Origin of the sequence: Rhodohalobacter sp. 8-1 (genome assembly GCF_038150125.1) — a bacterium.
GTDB lineage: Bacteria > Bacteroidota > Rhodothermia > Balneolales > Balneolaceae > SW132.
Map to the genome: position 1 here is coordinate 91,120 of NZ_JBBVMF010000006.1, position 19,948 is coordinate 111,067.

At 45.9% G+C, this 19,948-nt stretch carries 9 protein-coding genes; 8 read left to right on the top strand and 1 reads right to left on the bottom strand.

Annotation, left to right across the window (positions count from 1 at the left end):
* The first annotated feature begins 423 nt into the window (after window positions 1-423).
* The 3 genes from AABW11_RS07785 (at window position 424) to AABW11_RS07795 (ending at window position 4,277) form a co-directional block, all read left to right on the top strand.
* Window positions 424-2,100 (top strand): M1 family metallopeptidase, encoded by a 1,677-nt coding sequence (locus AABW11_RS07785; protein ID WP_340104295.1) that lies wholly within the window; start codon window positions 424-426, stop codon window positions 2,098-2,100.
* Between the two features lie 183 nt (window positions 2,101-2,283).
* The gene (locus AABW11_RS07790; RefSeq protein ID WP_340104297.1) at window positions 2,284-2,934 is read left to right on the top strand and encodes an NAD(P)H-binding protein; all 651 of its coding nucleotides are present in this window, start codon (window positions 2,284-2,286) and stop codon (window positions 2,932-2,934) included.
* A gap of 47 nt (window positions 2,935-2,981) precedes the next feature.
* Window positions 2,982-4,277 (top strand): amidohydrolase, encoded by a 1,296-nt coding sequence (locus AABW11_RS07795; protein ID WP_340104299.1) that lies wholly within the window; start codon window positions 2,982-2,984, stop codon window positions 4,275-4,277.
* 122 nt (window positions 4,278-4,399) lie between these two features.
* Here the strand turns inward: AABW11_RS07795 and AABW11_RS07800 are convergent, their stop codons facing one another.
* Complete coding sequence (locus AABW11_RS07800; RefSeq protein ID WP_340104301.1) at window positions 4,400-5,533, bottom strand: ATP-binding protein; 1,134 nt, start codon at window positions 5,531-5,533, stop codon at window positions 4,400-4,402.
* A 484-nt stretch (window positions 5,534-6,017) separates the two neighbouring features.
* Here AABW11_RS07800 and AABW11_RS07805 point away from each other — a divergent pair, with 484 nt between their 5' ends.
* The 5 genes from AABW11_RS07805 (at window position 6,018) to AABW11_RS07825 (ending at window position 19,269) form a co-directional block, all read left to right on the top strand.
* Window positions 6,018-6,203, top strand: a complete 186-nt coding sequence (locus AABW11_RS07805; protein WP_340104303.1) for a hypothetical protein — start codon at window positions 6,018-6,020, stop codon at window positions 6,201-6,203.
* A gap of 320 nt (window positions 6,204-6,523) precedes the next feature.
* Window positions 6,524-7,960 carry an oxygenase MpaB family protein gene (locus tag AABW11_RS07810; RefSeq protein WP_340104305.1) on the top strand — a complete coding sequence of 479 codons (1,437 nt, stop codon included), beginning with the start codon at window positions 6,524-6,526 and terminating at the stop codon, window positions 7,958-7,960.
* Window positions 7,961-7,966: 6 nt separating this feature from the next.
* Window positions 7,967-8,824 carry a methyltransferase domain-containing protein gene (locus tag AABW11_RS07815; protein WP_340104307.1) on the top strand — a complete coding sequence of 286 codons (858 nt, stop codon included), beginning with the start codon at window positions 7,967-7,969 and terminating at the stop codon, window positions 8,822-8,824.
* The gene (locus tag AABW11_RS07820; RefSeq protein WP_340104309.1) at window positions 8,821-14,337 is read left to right on the top strand and encodes an AAA family ATPase; all 5,517 of its coding nucleotides are present in this window, start codon (window positions 8,821-8,823) and stop codon (window positions 14,335-14,337) included. The genes AABW11_RS07815 and AABW11_RS07820 overlap by 4 nt, the downstream gene beginning before the upstream one ends.
* A gap of 513 nt (window positions 14,338-14,850) precedes the next feature.
* Window positions 14,851-19,269 (top strand): hybrid sensor histidine kinase/response regulator transcription factor, encoded by a 4,419-nt coding sequence (locus tag AABW11_RS07825; RefSeq protein ID WP_340104311.1) that lies wholly within the window; start codon window positions 14,851-14,853, stop codon window positions 19,267-19,269.
* Window positions 19,270-19,948: the final 679 nt, after the last annotated feature.

The window sequence follows — 19,948 nt, forward strand, 5'->3', positions numbered from 1 at the left end:
ATCATCAATCTGTTATTGTCCGTAAGCCCTGGCGGCGTCTGTTTTAAGGACCGGATGGTGAAAAAGGCTCGAAACATGGCATGTCTCTCATTTGCTGAATAAAGGATTGACTCGAAACTAAGCCATCTGGATAGGTTTATGTTGCTGGCTTGAACAGACATGCCATGTTTTACTTTCGAAAGACCTTGAAGCGTCCGCAGGACCTCCAAGTGTCTGGATCATTGACTAGACTCTGTCAGAAACCCGCAAAAGGCGCGGGAATGCTGACAGGTCTTATTTTTAAACCTGTCCGCCAACCGGCTGATCTGTCGGCGTTTAGTACGATACTTGATTATTAATACCGAATTATATTTATATATACCGACTCTGGCAGGAGCCGGAAATGCGCCGGCACTCTGCCAGGTCTGAATCATAAATCACACAATGCTCAAAAATAGAATCAATCTTTCGCTTTCTTTTGCAGTGATCATGCTGTTTGTATGTGCAAATGTGCAGGCGCAAATGTTTGATCAACCAACTGACTTTACCCGCCAGGATACACTCCGCGGCACCATCACACCGGAACGGGCCTGGTGGGATCTGACGCACTATCACCTGGATGTGACCGTAGATATTCCCGGTCAGTCCATTTCAGGCAGTAACACAATAAGCTACCGTGTGCTGGAGCCTCATGGTGTGATGCAGATTGATTTGCAGAAGCCGATGGAAATTACCCGGATTGTTCAAAACGGAAGAGAGCTGCAGTATGAGCGAGAAGGAATTACGTGGTGGGTACAGATGAGTGAATCACAGCAGACGGGTGACATCAACCAGCTCATCGTAGAGTTTGAGGGTACGCCGGTTGTTGCCGCGAATCCGCCCTGGGATGGCGGGCTGACCTGGGAGATGGACAGCAACGGGAAGCCGTTTGTGGCCAACTCAAACCAGGGAATTGGGCCAAGCATCTGGTGGCCAAATAAAGATCACGTGTATGATGAACCTGATAGTATGAAGATCAGTATCACGGCCCCGGATGATTTAATGGCGGTGTCAAACGGACAGCTGACATCAACCGAGCAAAATAGCGACGGCATGTCCACCTGGCACTGGGAGGTGGTGAATCCCATCAATGCATACGGTGTGAACCTGAGTGTTGGCGATTATGTGCATTTTGATGAGACATATGATGGTGAGGCCGGGATGCTGACTCTCGACTATTACGTATTGAGGGAAAATGAGGAAAAAGCACGCGAGCAGTTTTATGGCCAGGTAAAACCGATGATGGATGCATTTGAGCACTGGTTTGGCCCCTACCCTTTTTATGAGGACGGCTTTAAGCTGATTGAGGTTCCCTACCTGGGCATGGAGCATCAAAGCGCGGTGACGTATGGCAATGGCTACGCAAACGGTTATCTCGGACGTGACCTGAGCGGCTCGGGCTGGGGGCTTGAGTTCGATTTTATCATCATCCACGAAACAGGACACGAATGGTTTGCCAACAACATTACTTACGCTGATGTGGCCCACATGTGGATTCATGAAGGGTTCACCAATTACTCGGAAAGCCTCTACCTTGATTATCACTACGGCGAACAGGCAGCAAACGAATATGTTCGGGGATTACGTGCCGGCATTTCAAACGAGCGACCGATCCAGGGAATCGAGGGCGTATACTATCGCGGTTCGGGCGATATGTACAATAAGGGCGGCAATCTGCTGCATACGATCCGGCAGATTGTGAATGATGACGAGCTCTGGCGTCAAACATTGCGCGGATTGAATCGGGAATTCAGACACCAAACAGTGACCACAGCGCAGGTTGAAACCTACATCATCGAAACAACAGGGATTCCTTTGGAAACTGTGTTTGATCAGTATGTACGTGATATTCGCATTCCTACTCTTGAGTATCAATTTCGCGACGGCAGGCTGCAGTATCGATGGGCAAATGTAGTGGATGACTTTACCATGCCGGTGGATGTAACAATCGGTGGCGAAGAGATTCGGCTTGAGGCTTCGGATCAGTGGCAGGCGATTTCTTTAGAGAGTTCAGAAAATGCTAAGCTGACAGTTGACCCCAATTACTATGTGGGAAGCTTTAATTTGCTGGGTGAAAAGTAGCTGAACAATTTAATTGTAAGAACCCAAGAAATTTTAATTTGTATGTACACTTGAGTAACAGTCTGTACTAAATTGCTTTCCCACGAATGAAATTACTCTTCTCTTTCTCTTATTCACACTGTTTTCTTTACTCATTATCAGTCAGACGGAGTCATTCAAAAAAATCCATCAGATGTCATAATTATGAATAAAAAAACTGCAGTAGTGCTCGGCGCCACTGGTTTGGTAGGGTCTCATGTTATAAACCTGCTGCTTGACGATGCGCGCTACTCTACCGTGAAGGTCTTTCATCGTCGCTCAACCGGCATCAAGCACGATAGACTGGAAGAACAGGTCATAGATTTCGATGATATTGAATCGTGGAAAAACCAGTTAACAGGCGATGAGCTCTATTCCGCAATGGGAACCACCATCAAAAAAGCGGGGAGTAAAGAGGCGCAGTTTAAAATTGATGTGACATATCCTCTTGAGGCCGCAAAGGCTGCCGCAGCAAACGGCGTGAAAAAGTATTCGCTGGTATCCTCTGCCGGCGCCGATAAGGAATCAAGGCTTTTCTATCCACGGATTAAGGGCGAGCTGGATGATGCCGTGAGTGGACTTTCGTTTGATCGCATCACCATCATGAGACCCTCAATTCTGGATGGGGAACGTGAGGAGAGCAGGCCGGGTGAACGGTTTGGCCTGGCCGCGATGAGGATTGCGGGCAAGATTCCCGGCCTGAAAAAATATCGTCCTATTCTGGCCGAGCAGGTCGCAAGGGCCATGATCAACTCTCTTCAGGATGATGCAGGTGGGTGCTTCATATTCGAGCCAAATGAGGTTTTTCATTTGTAAATCTGTTTCAGTAATATCCGTTTATATTTAACCTTACTATCCTATCCATGAAACAACTTTTCCTTCTTTTACTCTTTGTGTTTGCTTCCTCAGCAGTAATGGCTCAAACATCCCAACTTAAACAGATTATTGATGAACGTGCGGATGACATAGAGCAAGAGGTAATTGAGTGGCGGCGACATTTTCATGAACACCCCGAGCTTTCCAACCGGGAATTTGAAACGGCTGAATATATTGCGGACTATCTAACCGGGCTTGGGCTGGAGGTTGAAACAGGCGTCGCAAAAACCGGTGTGGTGGCGTTATTAGAGGGCGGGCAGCCGGGGCCGGTCATTGGTTTGCGTGCCGATATGGATGCACTTCCAGTCACCGAGCGCACTGATGTGCCATTTGCGTCTACTGCAACCGGTATATATCAGGGAAAAGAGGTGGGCGTGATGCACGCTTGTGGGCATGATACCCACATGGCTATTTTGATGGGCGTCGCAAAAATTCTCACCGACATGAAGGATGAGCTGTCAGGTACCGTAAAGTTTATTTTTCAGCCGGCTGAAGAAGGTGCACCTGAGGGAGAAGAGGGTGGTGCCGAGCTCATGGTAAAAGAGGGCGTCCTTGAAAATCCGGATGTAGATGTGATTTTTGGGCTTCACATCAGCGATTACGTACCCGTGGGGACCATTCGATACCGTCCGGAAGGAATCATGGCAAGCGTGAACAGTTTTAGCCTTGATATTAAAGGAAAGCAGGCCCACGGTTCTGCTCCATGGAATGGCATCGATCCCATTGTCACGGCAGCACAAATTATCAATAACGCACAAACGATCGTGAGTCGAAGTATGGAGCTGACCAATCAGGCGGCGGTTGTTACCTTTGGCGTGATTGAAGGCGGGGTTCGCAATAACATCATCCCGGAAAGTGTAAGCATGCAGGGAACCATTCGTGCACTTGACGAAGATATGAGACAGCTTATTTTTGAGCGGCTCGAAACTATTGTTCAAAATACGGCTGCAAGTAACGGAGCCGAGGCAACGCTAACCATTAACAAGGGATATCCCATCACTTATAATGATCCCGAACTTACAGCGAGGATGGCTCCGACTCTTGTAGAGGTAGCGGGCGAAAATAATGCAATTATCATGAACGCCATCACCGGCGCTGAGGATTTCTCATTCTTTCAGGAGGAAGTGCCGGGACTCTATTTCTTCGTAGGAGGGAAAGCACCGGGAAGAGAAGCCGCAGGTCATCATACGCCGGACTTTTACATCGATGAAAGCGGGATGAAATTGGGCGTGCGCGCAATGAGCAACCTGGTGGTGGACTATATGAGAGGTGCGGGAATGTAACGGTGTCTATTAGCTTTAAGATCGTGGGTTTGAAGCATGAGTGAGGAAACCCTCTTTTCGCCAAGCGATCCCTTCGGGAGGAACCCTTAAAAGAGGGTTGGCGCACAAACTCACAAATTCGTTTAAAGCGATTCAGGCATGACAAAATCCCTGAAGTTATCCCGGTGAATGCCGTGAACATTTTGAGTGTAGTTTTTTGTGAAGGTCTTTGGAAACCTGATATCCCTTTTCGGATTCCATTTAAACTCATATCCGGAGATATCACTGCCCGATACCTCCACATAATCCACTTCCTGCTGCTGCTTGGTTCTCCAAAAATGCATCCTCGTGTTTCGTTTGGCATATCGCAGTTGTTTGAGGCGTTCACTGATCAAAAAGTTTTCCCATAAGGCTCCTTTATCCGTGCGATTAACAAGTGGATTATAGTCGTGGATAACCGCATTTCTAACACCATTGTCGTAGAAATAAATTTTTTGGCTCTTTTTTATTTCGTTTCGAAGATTTTTACTGAATGCCGGCAGCCTGAAAATTACAAATCCCTTTTCGAGAATATCGATGTAGTGAGACACGGTTTTGGGATCCAGCCCAATCAAATCACCAACCTCTTTATACACCACTTCCTGTCCCGCCTGGTACGAAATAGCCTGGACCAGTTTCTGGATTGCGTCGGGTTTTCTGATACCTGCATAATTCAAAATATCTTTGTACAGATAGCTTTCAACCAATTCATCCAAGACCTCATCCGGACGGGTAGAATGGTTTAGTACATCCGGATAGAAACCGTAGATCAGGCGGTTTTCTAAATCTTGCTCTGATTTTAAATATCCCACATGGTCTTGCCACTCTTTCCAGCTAACAGGATACAAATTGAAACTCCATTTTCTTCCCGTTAATGGCTCCTGAATGCTGCTGTTGAGATCAAAAGCAGAAGAACCGCTGAGTATGAGCTGTTTGTCTTTAAACTGATCTGTTATAATTTTCGAGGTAAGGCCGATAGTTGGTATGCGCTGTGCTTCGTCTATAAATACTATGTCAGCCTCTCCGATCAATTGCCGTATTTGTTCCGTGTTTGGTTCATCCAGCAATCGACGCACAGTAGGGTCATCTCCATCAAAAAACTGAACCTCTGTTTTTCGGGTTTCCAACATACGTTTTACCAGTGTTGTTTTCCCGACCTGCCGGGCGCCAATAAGTACAAGCGCTTTCCCGTCAAAAAGCAGATTTTCCACCTTTTCTTGTAGCTGTCTTTTGATCATGAGTCATCTTTATAATGGATGAAAATGAAACGACAATATATAACTAAACGGGATTATAATCCATTTTAGTTATAACTATATAGGAATACAATCCTTTTTGGTTATAATAATACGGGAATACATAACAGTATTGTCCTATACTTTTCAGTATTGCTCATGAAAAGCTTTCTTCGTGAACCTTCATGTCCCGGCACCTTTCAGCCTGGCGGATCCCTTTGGAACGTGGTTTAAAAAACGGGCTTTAAATTTACTCAAAGCCTTGGTGTTTGCCACCCCCGCAAGGGATCCCACTGTTAGGGAAAAGTTACGAGGGTACGAAGCTTCACCAATGATGATGAGTGTAACAATTAGCACGTCTATTCCTGATTAAATCTATTAAATGCGCAGTGAGTCCAAACATTTGCGCGATATGTACAAGCATTCCTCATTGTGAGAAAGTAGTTTTTGATGGAAATCGGAAGATACCCAAATAAAGTGGCTCATCATGAAATCATCCAGTTCAGCATGCCCGCTTCAAAAAGAAGAGGGACTAAATCGTACGATTCGTGTTTGGGGCCTAAGTGCCAATATTGTGAACATCGTTGTGGGAGCCGGAATATTTGTACTGTCGGCCATTTTGGCCACCTACTCAATTTTTATCCTATCAAACAGAATCACAAAAGCAGATTGAAATAATGCTGATAAGATTTCAATGAAACCAAGATTGTAATGGTGAAAGAAATATGTCACCAATGATCTTGTAAATATGCACAAAAATGTTTCATAAAATTATTGGCAGGTTCAATTAATCCTGTACTTTTTGAATAAAATGATGTATTTGAGAGATAAACAATGAATAGAAGGATTTGTTTAAATAATTACACTTAAAACCTGATTTGTAACTATCCGGCGCTTTCACTGGTAGACTCTCCTTAAGGCCAGAGATGTTATAGCACAGAAAACACCTAACCGAAATTCTGAGGAAGAGTTAAAGAACCCCCTCATATTTCTATGCATAAACTGAATACAGTGGAAGAACTAGCCCCAAAATACGTCTGGAAAGGTGTAGATCTCGAAAAGATGAGAACAGAAGTTGATGATCCGTCTGATGAGGCGGTCAATGATCTTTACAAATCCAAGTCGATGCGCCATTTGAGCAAGAGCCTCAAACTCATGGCAAGAAATGATGAGCCTGTGCCTGAAGACTTACCAGAGCATCTGAAAAATTTCATCGATAAGAATAGGGTTGTAGATTTCAGTACCGAAGACATCAGGATGTTTAACAGATCGCACCAGATCTGGAAAGAACACGGGATGAAGTTTGTGTTCATCCTGATCTTCAGGGCCCTCCCCTACACCTACATGGCGGAGAAACCCGCAAACGTACTCCACATGACCAAACTGCTTGAAGAGCACACGGACAGGCGGATCATTGAAACAGCACAGTTTGTGTTTGATGTGATGGATAAAAATTGGTGGGAGCCTGATAAACGGGGAATTCTTACGGCACTCAAAATCAGGATTATGCACTCCGCAATGAGGCACATCATTCAGGATTCTACAAATGAACAGTATCAGTGGAATGATGCGTGGGGCAAGCCGATCAGCCAGGAAGACCTTATTGCCACAAACCAGGTGTTTTCGCTGGAGTTTATAAAAGGAATGAAGATGATCGGCCAGGAGCTCAGTCGCGAGGATCAGGAGGCGTGGTTTCATACCTGGAAAAGAATTGCGGAAATAATGGGCGTTCAGAAAATTTTGATCGCTGATAGAATCGATGAGGCCTGGGACCTTCAGGTTACGGTTTACGATCATCTGTTTAAAGATGAGACCGTTGCAGGTAAACCTCTTGCTGTTGCCCTGGTACAAGGCATGCACAGGTTTAAAATGCCGGAAAGACTCGTTCTGTTCTTTATGAAGACGATGTTGAAAGATGAGAGATTTCCCGACTGTTTTGATCGGATGCTCAGTGAGCACTATGCAGAAAAATACCCGGATCTGTTTAAAAAACATGATTCACCTGAAGCAGAGGAAAAACATAAGAAAGAGGTCTTGCACAAACACGCTCATGAAGATGCGATGCAATACCACAAAATGATGCGTGACAAAAAGGAAGAAATAAAGAAGCAGAGTGGGGATTCACACGAGGGAATTCTCCTGTTTATTCTTGATAAAATTCTAAAGCTGCTCGGAATCAGGGAAGAGAAGCTCCATAGAATTGAAATCGAGTTTCAGCTACTGCATAAGATCCTCCATGATGTGGAAAGCGGTAAGCCACTGGAAAAGCTGGAAGAGGATTCTGTGTTAGAGTTAATTACCGTATTTAGTGGAATTATGGTTTCGTTCCTGTCTGTGCATTTCAGGGACGGAAAATATTCCAGCACGGGCGAAAAATCGGGGTTCCGTATCCCAAAAGATCTGCAGGAAGATTGGGCTCTTAAAGGATAGCGTGCTATGGATGTAAACTACAAAAAATCGATAATCGCCTATTACGATGCCACCCGGCTCGACTACAGGGTACTGTGGCTCAGCGATAAGAATCGATCGGTTCATTTTGGTTACTACGACAAAGGCATCAAAGATCATGGTGAGGCCCTCCTGAATATGAACCGTGTGATGGCTACCAAAGCGGAAATCAAAGACCGTGATATCGTTTTGGACGCAGGGTGTGGCCAGGGCGGGAGTGCCGTCTGGCTGGCGGAACAATATGATGTGCAGGTAACCGGTATCACACTTGTGCCGCACCAGGTTGAGAAAGCAGAAAGACTTGCACGCGAAAGCGGGGTGAACGATAGAGTCTCTTTTTATGAAAAGGATTACACTGATACCGGTTTTGCTGACGAGTCGTTTACTGTAATCTGGGCGTGTGAAAGCTTGTGCCACGCACTCCACAAAAAGGATTTTTATGATGAAGCTTACCGGCTTTTAAAGCCCGGCGGGCGGCTGATATGCGCCGAATATTTCAGATCAGAACGGCCCCTCACGGATGCCGGAGAAGCTCTCCTTTCTGAATGGCTCGATGGCTGGTCGATTAACGATATCGATACAATGGAGGAGCATATTCAGAATGCGGAAGCTTCGGGATTCATTAAACCGAGAGTTGAAGATATTACGACATTTACTGAGCCCTCATTAAGGCACCTGCACAGTATGTCGAGCAAGTTGTGGGCGCTTGGAAGAGTATTAAAAAAGATAGGACTGCGAAATCATGTGAATCATGGAAATCACTACAGCTCAATAAAGCAGTATGAGGCACTCAAAGAGGAGTTGTGGCGGTACGGATTGCTATCGATGACAAAAGACGACAGATGACACAGCAAGTAAATCACGCCCTTTTGCAAGGCTATGAGATCGATAAAACACTTCTACGTAATGACCATTACGAAATCTGTATAGGCAAACGCCTGTCAGATGGCAATAAAATTGCCGTTAAGAAATCTGTTTTCCAGAACGGAGATCTTATGAGTGTGTCGAAGCTGGGGCATGAATATGATATCATGAAGGGGCTGGAACACCCCGGGGTCCCTAAAGTGTATGATTTTCAGTTCGACGGTAAAACAGCCGTGCTTGTTGAGGAGTTTGCGGAAGGGACATCCCTCCAGGACCGGATTTTCAAGACAAAACTGACCTATGAAAATGTTCTCGACCTTGCGATAGAGCTCGCCGATGTACTCCACTATCTGCACGGGCAGTCGGTTATTCACAAGGATATCTCCCCCGGAAATATAGTCGTGTCGGATGATGGAAGGCTGAAACTCCTTGATTATGGTATCTCGTCGAATCTCTTCTCAGAGACGAATGATATGCTGAATGTCGATAAGATTGAGGGGACCTTAAATTATATATCGCCCGAACAAACCGGCCGAACGGTCTATTCAGTCACGCATACATGTGATTTCTATTCGTTTGGGATCCTGCTGTATGAACTGCTCGCTGGCAAACTCCCGTTCGATTCTGTTGATCCCCTGGAGGTCATACATTTTCACCTGTCTCGAAAACCGCTCTCACTTAAGTCTATTCTGCCCGATCTTCCCCCTGGTTTTGAGCAGGTGGTGTTCAAGCTTATTGAAAAAAACCCTGATGAACGGTATGAGACGGCGGCCGGTATCAAAGCCGACCTGGAGCTTATCCGGGAGCACATGACGTCGCAAAAGCCGCTGACTGAGTTCAGGGCCGGTCTGAAGGATATTTCTGTTAAATATAAGCAGACGCAAAAACTATATGGCCGGGAAAAAGAGATCGAGCAGCTGACCGATGTTTATGAAGACTTGAGTTCCCTTAAGTCGACCATGGCCCTGGTTTCAGGCTATTCAGGTGTTGGGAAGTCGGCGTTGATCCGGCAGGTGAAGTATCCCATCATACAGAAGAACGGCACGTTTATCAGCGGGAAGTTCGATCAGCTGAAAAAAGATATCCCCTACTATGCATTTATTGAAGCGATTAAGGAGTTTATTAAACATCTGCTCTCCGAACCTGAAGGTAAAATCAACGCCTGGAAGCATCGCATCTCCTCAGTGCTGGGTGAAAATGCGGGTTTAATTACGGAGGTGATTCCGCAGCTTACGCTCATAATCGGGGAGCAGCACTCCGTACCAAAACTGCAGCCTGCAGAGCAGGAGTCGCGCTTTAATATGGTGCTTCTCGACTTTATTTACGCTTTCAGCACGGCCAATAGTCCGCTGGTGATTTTTCTTGATGATCTTCAGTGGGCAGATTTGTCGTCACTGAATCTTGTAAAGCGTATTCTCGAAAATCCCAGAGATGAGAGCATCATGATACTTGGTGCCTACCGAAGCAATGAAGTGCACCAGGGGCATCCATTGATGATTACGCTAAACCAAATCCAGGAATCGGATGGCTCCGTTGCGGATATTCACCTGGAGCCGCTGGACCTCCAGACAACAATTCAAATTACAGCAGACTCTTTCGGGATGACGCCGGAGGAGGCAAAAGAGCTCGGGGGCCACGTATATGGTAAAACTCAGGGCAACCCGTTTTTTATTCACAGTTTCCTGAAGTCTCTTTTTGATAAACAGCTGATAACCTACGATCCTAAAACACACTGGAAATGGGACAGCAGCGAAATTGAAGCGCTGGAATATACCGCCAATGTTGTTGATCTGATGACCAATGGGCTGACGGAGCTCCCGGGCGCAACTCAGAAAGACCTGGAGTATGCATCTGTACTCGGAAACACCTTTGCGCTGACCGACCTATCGAACATCACAGGAAAAAGTGAGCTTGAAATATATGAGGACCTCAAGCCTGCCATCAGGGACGGCTATATTCGATCGATCGATCTGAACTACCGCTCCCTCTCGTTAAAATCATCACAGCCGGACGAACTATCGGTTGCAAGCATCTCTTCTGAGTCGATTCAGTTTACATTCAGTCACGACAAAGTACAGCAGGCAGCTTACAATCTCATTTCAGACGTAGAGCGTCCGTTTGTACATCTGAAAACGGGGCGCCAGCTTTTGAGAAACAGGGATGAATCCCAGCTTCATGATGATATTTTTGAAGTGGTAAACCACTTTGTTTGGAGTGCCGATCTCATCAAAGAGAGAGAGGAGAAAAACAGGATATGTGAACTCTGCCTGATTGCAGGGCGAAAAGCCAAAGATTCCAATTCATACAGCCTTGCCGTCCGGTTTCTGTCTATGGCTGCCGATTTTCTCGGCAAGGATAGCTGGGAGACTCATTATGAGCTCACCTACAACGTACTTGTAGAACTGGGTGAGTGTGAGTACCTGAATGACAACCCAGATAGCGCAGAGAAATATTTTGAGCTGGTGCTCAGCCATGCCAAGACCCGGTTTGAGAAGCTGAAGGTTTACTACCTCCACTCCTCACTCTACCTGAAAGTGGGTAACTCGCTGAGGTCTCTCGATCTCGGCCTTGAAGCTGCCAAACTTTACGATATTAGGTTTCCCAAGAACAAAAATACGATCCAGGCCACGACAGCGATTCGGCTAGCCAAGTACCTGCTTCTGTTCTCGACGAAGTACAGGAACCCGGAGACCCTCTATCATCTTGAAGAGTGCGAAGATGAGGAGATAATTGCGCTCAACAAGTTTCTTATTGATCTCGCAACGAGTGCTTACCAGCAGGATCAGAACCTGATGATGCTCGTGATTTTTAAAATCATCGACTTGTATATAAAGCATGGATTTACGGACGCAAGCGGCTGGGGTTTTTCAGGCTTTTCGGTGGTGGTACATTCAGCCCTGAAGCTGCAAAAGAAAGGGTTTGATCTGTGGGATATCACCAAAAAGCTTCACCAGCGCACCGAATCGCCTCTGATTAAATGGCGCCTGAACTACACGGTACTTGCGTTTCATAACCACTGGCGCATACCCATACGGAACAGCTACGATGATATGCTGGATACAATAAAAGCGTGCGTGCTTAATGGTGATCATATATTTACGAGCTACTCCGTTGCGCTTTACCTGAGGCATCGCCTGAATGCCGGCGACCAGTTGGAAGAGGTGATTCATGCATCAGAGCATCATATTTCGCTGATTGAAAAGTCCAGAGGCGGCTACGATTTCTTTGAGTGCTTCTATCAGCTGGCAAAGGCACTGAATGGCCAAACAAATGAGAACAGCTGGGAAGATGACTCTTTTGATGGTAAAAAGGCCCAAAAGAGACTCGAAGATGAGGGAAACCGCACAAAACTCGGGTTTTTCCATTCAGCAAAGTGTAACTATCTGTACATGAGCGGAAACTTTCATGAGGCGCTGGCCGAAAGCAAAATAGTCCATAGCTATGCGGATAATTTCATTGCTGATATACAGGAGGTTTCCTACGCGTTTTATACGTCCTTATCAATAGCGGCCTGTTATAATGACTTGAACCGCGCTGAGCAGAAGAAATATCTGAAGCTATTTAAAAAGCATCTTAAAGATGTGAAGCTGTGGGTGAATGGGAGCTACGAAAATTTCAGCCAGCACTACCAGCTCCTAAAGGCGGAGCTTTCGGTGATTGAAAATAACTTTGAAGAAGCGATGCAATCGTTCGAAGAGGCGATCAGGCTATCTGAAAAGCACGGATTTAAAAACGTAGAAGCGATTGCCAATGAACGGGCAGCAGCATTCTGCAGGAAAGCAGGTTTGGAAAACCAGTGCCGGTTTTATGCTGAAGCCGCGTGGAATAGTTGCAAAGAATGGGGGGCTCATTTAAAATGCGACATTCTGGAAAAAAACTATCCCGAGATTCTGACTTCGAAGACATATGATATTGAATTAACAAGACGGGAGTCAACAACGTCAACCTCCAGCCGGTCCGAGCTAAACCTGGCCAGTGTGATGAAGGCGTCGCAAAGTATCGCAAGCCAGGTGAAATACGATCAACTGCTCAACAACCTGATGCAGATCACCATCGAAAATGCTGGAGCTGAACGCGGCTGTCTGGTTCTTTACAAAGATGATCAGCTCTGCATTGAGGCGATTGGTATATCAGGCGCAGATATTATTGAATTGTATCCATCGATTCCAATAGATGAGCTGGAAATTATGCCGAAGTCCGTTTTGAACTACTCATGGAGAACCGGGGAATTTGTGGTGCTTGATGATGCACAACACGAAGAGAGGTTTAACCAAGATCCTTTTATCCAAAAAAACACAGAGATTTTATCCGTTATGTGCCTTCCCATTACGTTTCTGGGCAAAAGTATCGGCCTGCTCTACCTTGATAACAGCCTGATTGAGGGAGTTTTTAACGAAAACAGAATAGAGATGATGCAGATTCTTTCAGGCCAGATCGGTATCTCAATTGAGAATGCCAACCTCTACACCAATCTTGAAGAGAAAGTAAAAGAGCGTACCCGGGAGATTGAAAAAGCATATGATAATCTTGAGGTGGCTCATGAAAATCTAAAATCGGTACAGCAGCAGCTTATCCAGCAGGAGAAGCTGGCATCGCTGGGCCAGCTTACGGCAGGTATCGCCCATGAGATCAAAAACCCGCTGAACTTCGTGAATAACTTTTCGGACCTGAGTTTGGAGTTAGTTGAGGAGGTGAGGGAGGAAGTTCGACGGGTGACCGAGGACGGTGGACCGGAGGGTGAAAAGGCAAAAGGCAAAAGTGAAAAAGAAACTCCCCTCTTGAGAGGGGACGGTGTTGCCGACGGCAATACCAGGGGTGTGTCGGGTGAGGACGAGAGACCCGAAATTGGTGACATATCGAACAATGTCTATGACCCATCACTCATCCTCGACATCCTCGACGACATCGAAGCCAACCTTAAAACCATCCACAAACACGGCACCAGGGCCGATTCCATTGTAAAATCCATGCTGCAGCATTCTCGCGGCGGCGATGGCAAGATGGAACCCACACTACTGAACCCCATCATCAAAGAGTATGTAAACCTGGCGTTTCACGGGATGAGGGCTGGAGAAGCTCCGATAAACGTAGATATTGATCTCCAGTTTGATGAGAGTATTGGTGAGGTGCCAATGGTTGCTGAGGATTTTAGCCGGGTGATTTTGAACTTGGTTAATAATGCGTTTGATGCCATGAGGGAAAAGAAGGGTTCAGGGGACAAGGTTCAAGGAGCAGGGGAATATCACCCTAAACTAACCGTCCGCACGAAATCAGATCATGGTAAGATAACAGTCGAAATCGAAGACAACGGTCCCGGCATTCCGGACGAAATGAAAGACAAAATCCTGCAGCCGTTTTTTACGACCAAGAAAGGGACGCAGGGAACCGGGCTTGGGCTTAGCATTACGAATGATATTGTTAAAGCGCATGGCGGCATGCTTGATATTGACTCATCTGAAGGTAAAACTATTTTTTCGATCACACTGAAAAAATAGCTTGTAGATCGCTTTCCGTCTGCACGCTGTATTTGTGAGCTGACGGATTATGGACACTCAGCAGCGGTTTCCCAAACGGTTTCGTTTGAAAAAAAACCAATAGAAGCAGGCAGCTGAAAGGTGGGTATTTCGGCGACTCCTCTAAAGCTATAAGCGGGAATGTTTTAAAGACCTGTAAAAACTCATGAAAGCCTGCCTGACGTAAAAATAGATTTCTCCAATATTGTGGCGCAGATTGATTTATAAAGCTATACTTGAAAAAAGCTTTAGAGTATTATTTAAATTGCCATGCATCGAATGATAGAAAACGTAATAGATTTTACTATGCCCGCGACATGGCCTGGATCAGTATTCAGTTTGTCAGAGAGATGTCTGCCAAATCTTACAATCCAGAAGAAGAAAGAGGTGCGGGGAACTGGGCTTAAGGTGAGTTTCTCCGATGAAATTATTAAAGCCCACAGGGGCCAAATCACTATAGAAACCAAAGAAGAATAAAAGGCACCATATATCTCATTGAATTGCCAATTTAACCAGACAACTCTATCGTCACCTGCCAGGTATTTCGGGTTCCTGATGGTACTCCTGCCACTGTTTTTACTGGCTGCCTGCACCGACACGTCCAGAGGTCAGGACGCCTCGCTCCCACCACCTCTTTACTCTCAACCTCAAACGGTTGAATTAAATGCAGGTGTGTCTATTCCTGCCACACCAAAAATCATCAACCCGGATAGCGTAGCCAAGCCCCAATCCTTTACCGTTAATCAATCAGCTTTAACCACAAAAAATGCGTATCCCAACCGACATCAATTACCCGATGACTTAACCATCATACCCATTGATAAAAGCCAACTCGAAATCATAAACCTGGGCGAAGGCAACCCCAATTTTGTCTTACACAGTTCAACTGGTGATACTATTCCGACCGGTGTTCCTGTTCCCGCTAAGGGCAAAGTGGTAAAAGCGATTCATACAAAACCTACTCAAGCCCTGCCACCCGCTACCAAAGATGCCGCTATTGCCCACCTGCAATATTTAAATATGGAGCAGGGTATGGCTTCATCTTTCGTCAGGGCCGTCATTGAGGACAAAAGCGGAAATATCTGGATGGGGACCCGTGGAGGGGTGAGTGTATATAATGGAGAACGTTTTACCCATTATGGCGAAAACGAAGGCCTATCCAATAATTTCATAAGGGCAATGGCAGAGGATCAGAGCGGGAATATCTGGTTTGGGACCGAAGGCGGAGGAGTAAGCGTATTTGATGGTGAAAGCTTTACACACTACACCGAAAAGGAGGGCTTTTCCGATAATTTAGTCAGGGCTATTTTGGTGGATAGAAACGGAAATATCTGGATGGGGACCCGTGGCGCAGGGGTAAGCGTCTTTGATGGAGAAAGTTTTATCCATTACACTGAAAAAGAAGGTTTATCCTATAATGATGTGATGTCCATTTTTGAGGACAAAAGCGGAAATATCTGGATCGGTACTTTTTATGGAGGGGTGAATGTATTTGATGGTGAAAGCTTTACTCATTACAACGAAAAAGAAGGCCTGTCCAATAGTAACGTTGTGTCTATCGCTGAAGACAGAAAAGGAAATATTTGGCTGGGCACTGATGGCGGCGGGGTAAGCGTATTTGATGGAAACAGCTTTACACACTACACCGAAAACGAAGGCGTATCCAATTGGGCAGTACTGTCCATTCTGGAGGATAGCAGCGGAAATATCTGGCTCGGAACCCTGGGTGGGGGTGTAAGCGTATTTGACGGAGATAGCTTTATCCACTACACCGAAAACGAGGGCTTATCCAATAATACAGTCTACTCCATCATGGAAGATCAAGGCGGAAACATCTGGGTGGGAACTGAGGGTGGCGGAGTAAGTATATTTAACGGGGAAAACTTTACTCATTACAGTGAAAGTGAAGGCATATCCAGTAATATCGTCAGGGCCGTTTTAGAGGATCAAAATGGAAACATCTGGGTTGGGACACAGGGCGGCGGGGTAAATGTTTTTAATGGCGAAAGCTTTACCCATTACACGGTGAAGGAAGGCTTATCCAGTAATACTGTTGTATCTATTCTTGAGGATAGTAGCGGAAATATCTGGCTGGGGACTGAAGGTGGCGGGGTGAGCGTATTTGACGGAGAGAGCTTTACACATTACAGCGAAAATGAAGGCCTGTCCAATAGTTATGTCAGAGCCATCGAAGAGGATAAAAATGGACATATCTGGCTTGGATCCCGGGGAAAGGTGACTGTCTATAACGGAGAAAAATTTATCCATTATACCGATAATGAGGGCCTATACAGACGTAATGTCTGGTCCATTCTTGAGGATCAAAACGGATATATCTGGCTGGGTACTGAAGGCGGAGGGGTGAGCGTATTTGATGGCGAAAGCTATACCAACTATACCGAGAATGAGGGCTTATCCAATAATATCGTCAGGGCCATCACAGAGGATAAAAACGGAAATATTTGGCTGGGGACCTGGGGTGGAGGGGTGAGCGTATTTAATGGTGAAAGCTTTACCCATTACACCGAAAAAGAAGGCTTATCCAATAATACCGTTTTCTCCATCTTAGAGGACAAGAGTTTACCTTCAAATGAGATCGGTGTCTATGTCGGAACAGAAAATGGGCTATCCAGAATTTCGTTAATAGAAAATGAAGCTTCTGATGAAAAGGATTATGAGTTTAGCATTCAAAACTTTGGCAAACAAGATGGGCTGAAAGGACTGCAATTTACAATGGGTGCCACTATCGACAGTAAAAATCGCGCATGGTGGGGTACCAGAAGTGGTTTAGTGATGCTGGATTTGAATACACTTAAACTTTCTGAGAAAATACCCCAACCCCGTTTATCCCAAATAGAAATTAACGAGCAATTTATAGACTATCGCAACATCCCTGTTAGTTCCGAAAGCTATCAGGATCAAATTAAATTTAATAGCGTTCAAAAGTTTGAGAACTATCCTATCGGTTTGGAGTTGCCCTACGATAAAAACCACCTGACCTTTTATTTTGCAGCCATAGATTGGGCAGCACCGCATAAAATCCGGTACAGCTACAGAATGGAAGGCTTAAATACCGATTGGAGCCAATCCGCCGCCGACCCGATGGCCGATTACCGTAACCTGCCCTTTGGTACCCACACTCTCCAAATCCGGGCTATAGGTGAGAGTGGAGTATGGAGTGAGCCGTTTGAGTATGCATTTACGATACTTCCACCCTGGTGGCGTACCTGGTGGGCATATTCCCTGTATGCTGTTCTGTTCTTAAGCGGGCTCTATTTACTGAGGCGCTATGAGCTGAACCGGTTCAACCTGAAAAATCAGCTGCAGAATGAAAGGGTTGAAACAGATTCCCTGAGGAAACTTGATCAGCTGAAATCCCATTTCTTTGCAAATATTTCTCACGAATTCAGAACGCCGCTCACCCTGATCATCGGTCAGATTGAAACACTGCTGGATTCTGAGAATGACCGAAACAGAAAAAAGAAATTGATCTCGGTAAACAACAGTGCCGGGCAGCTTCTCTCCCTGATCAACCAGCTGCTGGACTTGTCGAAGCTGGAGGCAGGAAAGATGGAATTGGAGCTGGAAAAGCAGAATTTGGTACCGTTCTTGAAGAACCACTTCTTCTCGTTTGAATCTCTTGCAGAGTCAAAAAATATCACCCTCAGTTTCTCGTCGTCAAGGACTGCTATAAACGTACGGTTTGATACGGATAAGCTGGAGAAGGTGTTTTTTAATCTTTTTTCGAACGCCATCAAATTTACGGAGCCCGGCGGGCAGATTGATGTGTCAGTAGATGTTCTTCATCCAAATAAAGATGTTGTAGAAATACGGGTGAAGGATTCCGGAATTGGAATTTCCAGTGAGCGACTGCCCTATATTTTTGATCGCTTTTACCAGGCCGATTCCTCAAACACCCGTAAATATGAAGGAACCGGAATTGGCCTCTCCATTGCGCACGAAATGGTGATGCTGCATAGCGGAACGATTGATGTAGAGAGCAGTGAAGGTGAGGGAACGGAGTTTGTCGTTCGCCTCCCAATTGAAGAAGACCAAACGACAGTTGACCATGAGTCTGGCGTTGATGAGCAGCTGTTGACTGAGGAAGATTCAGGTTTAAAACCACTTCCGGATTTTGATGCGCTGCTTTCCGACCATGATGAAATCGTCCTGATTGTGGAAGATAATGAGGATGTCCGTTCGTTTATCGCTGAACAGTTAAGAGGTAAATACAAAATTCTGGAAGCCGCTAACGGCATGGAGGGAATTGCCGTATCGCAGGGCACCATCCCGGATCTGATTATAACCGATTTAATGATGCCGGAAATGGACGGATATGCATTCAGTGAAAAAATCCGGGGTGATGAAAAAACCAGCCATATTCCCATCATCATGCTTACGGCCAAAGCCGGCCTGAACCCCAAAATTGAGGGACTGGAACTGGGGATTGATGCCTACCTGACTAAGCCTTTTCATGTGAAAGAGCTAAAGACACGGGTCAGAGCTCTCATTCAGCAGAGGAAAAACTTAAAACAGCAGTTTAGCAGCACCACCTATTTCAAGCCGTCGGTGATTGCAAAAACGCCGGCTGATCAGAATTTCCTTGCCAAAGCGATTGATGTGATCGACAATCATCTTAGTGATGAAGAATTTCGGGTCGAAGATTTTGCCGGGTCGCTGAACATGAGCAGCTCCCAGCTCAACCGGAAACTGAATGCCCTGGTCGATCAGCCCGCCGGGAACTTCATTCGGTCCGTGAGGCTGCAGCGCTCCGCCGAACTACTTAACCAGACCGATAAGCCAATTGCTGAGATCTGCTACGACGTCGGGTTCAACGATCAGGCGTACTTCTCCCGCGTCTTCAAAAAACAGTTTGGTAAGAGTCCGTCGGCTTTCAGGAAGTTGTCGATTTGATGGGAAGGGGATTTTGAAAAGCGTTGTTTGAGTTAGTTCTATGAACAGGGAGGTGTCTCGGCTTCGGCCAAAAGAGGCCTTCGCTCGACATGACAGGGCTTGTTTTAATTCAACGGGCGGCGCATCAGGCCAGAAAGTTGGCAAAGGGTTTTGATCTGCGCCGCCCGCTTTTCTACCCCACGCGTCTTGTCATCCCGACTAAATGAGCGGAGCGAATGCATGGAGGGATCTCCTTGTGATGGGCAGGAATCAGAACAGGGAGATCTCCTTATTATTGTTATGAGTTTTGAAAAAGCGTTGTTTGAATGAGTTCCAAGTGCAAGAAGATTTCTCGGCTGCGGCCAAAAGAGGCCTCCGCTCGAAATGACAGGGCTTGTTTTAATTCAACGGGCGGCGCATCAGGCCAGAAAGTTGGCAAAGGGTTTTGATCTGCGCCGCCCGCTTTTCTACCCCACGCGTCTTGTCATCCCGACTAAATGAGCGGAGCGAATGCATGGAGGGATCTCCTTGTGATGGGCAGGAATCAGAACAGGGAGATCTCCTTGTTATTGTTATGAGTTTTGAAAAAGCGTTGTTTGAATGAGTTCCAAGTGCAAGAAGATTTTTCGACTCCACACCAGAAAAGCACTGGTGTTTCGCTCGAAATGACAGGGCTTGTCGGAATAAAGGGCGGCGTACA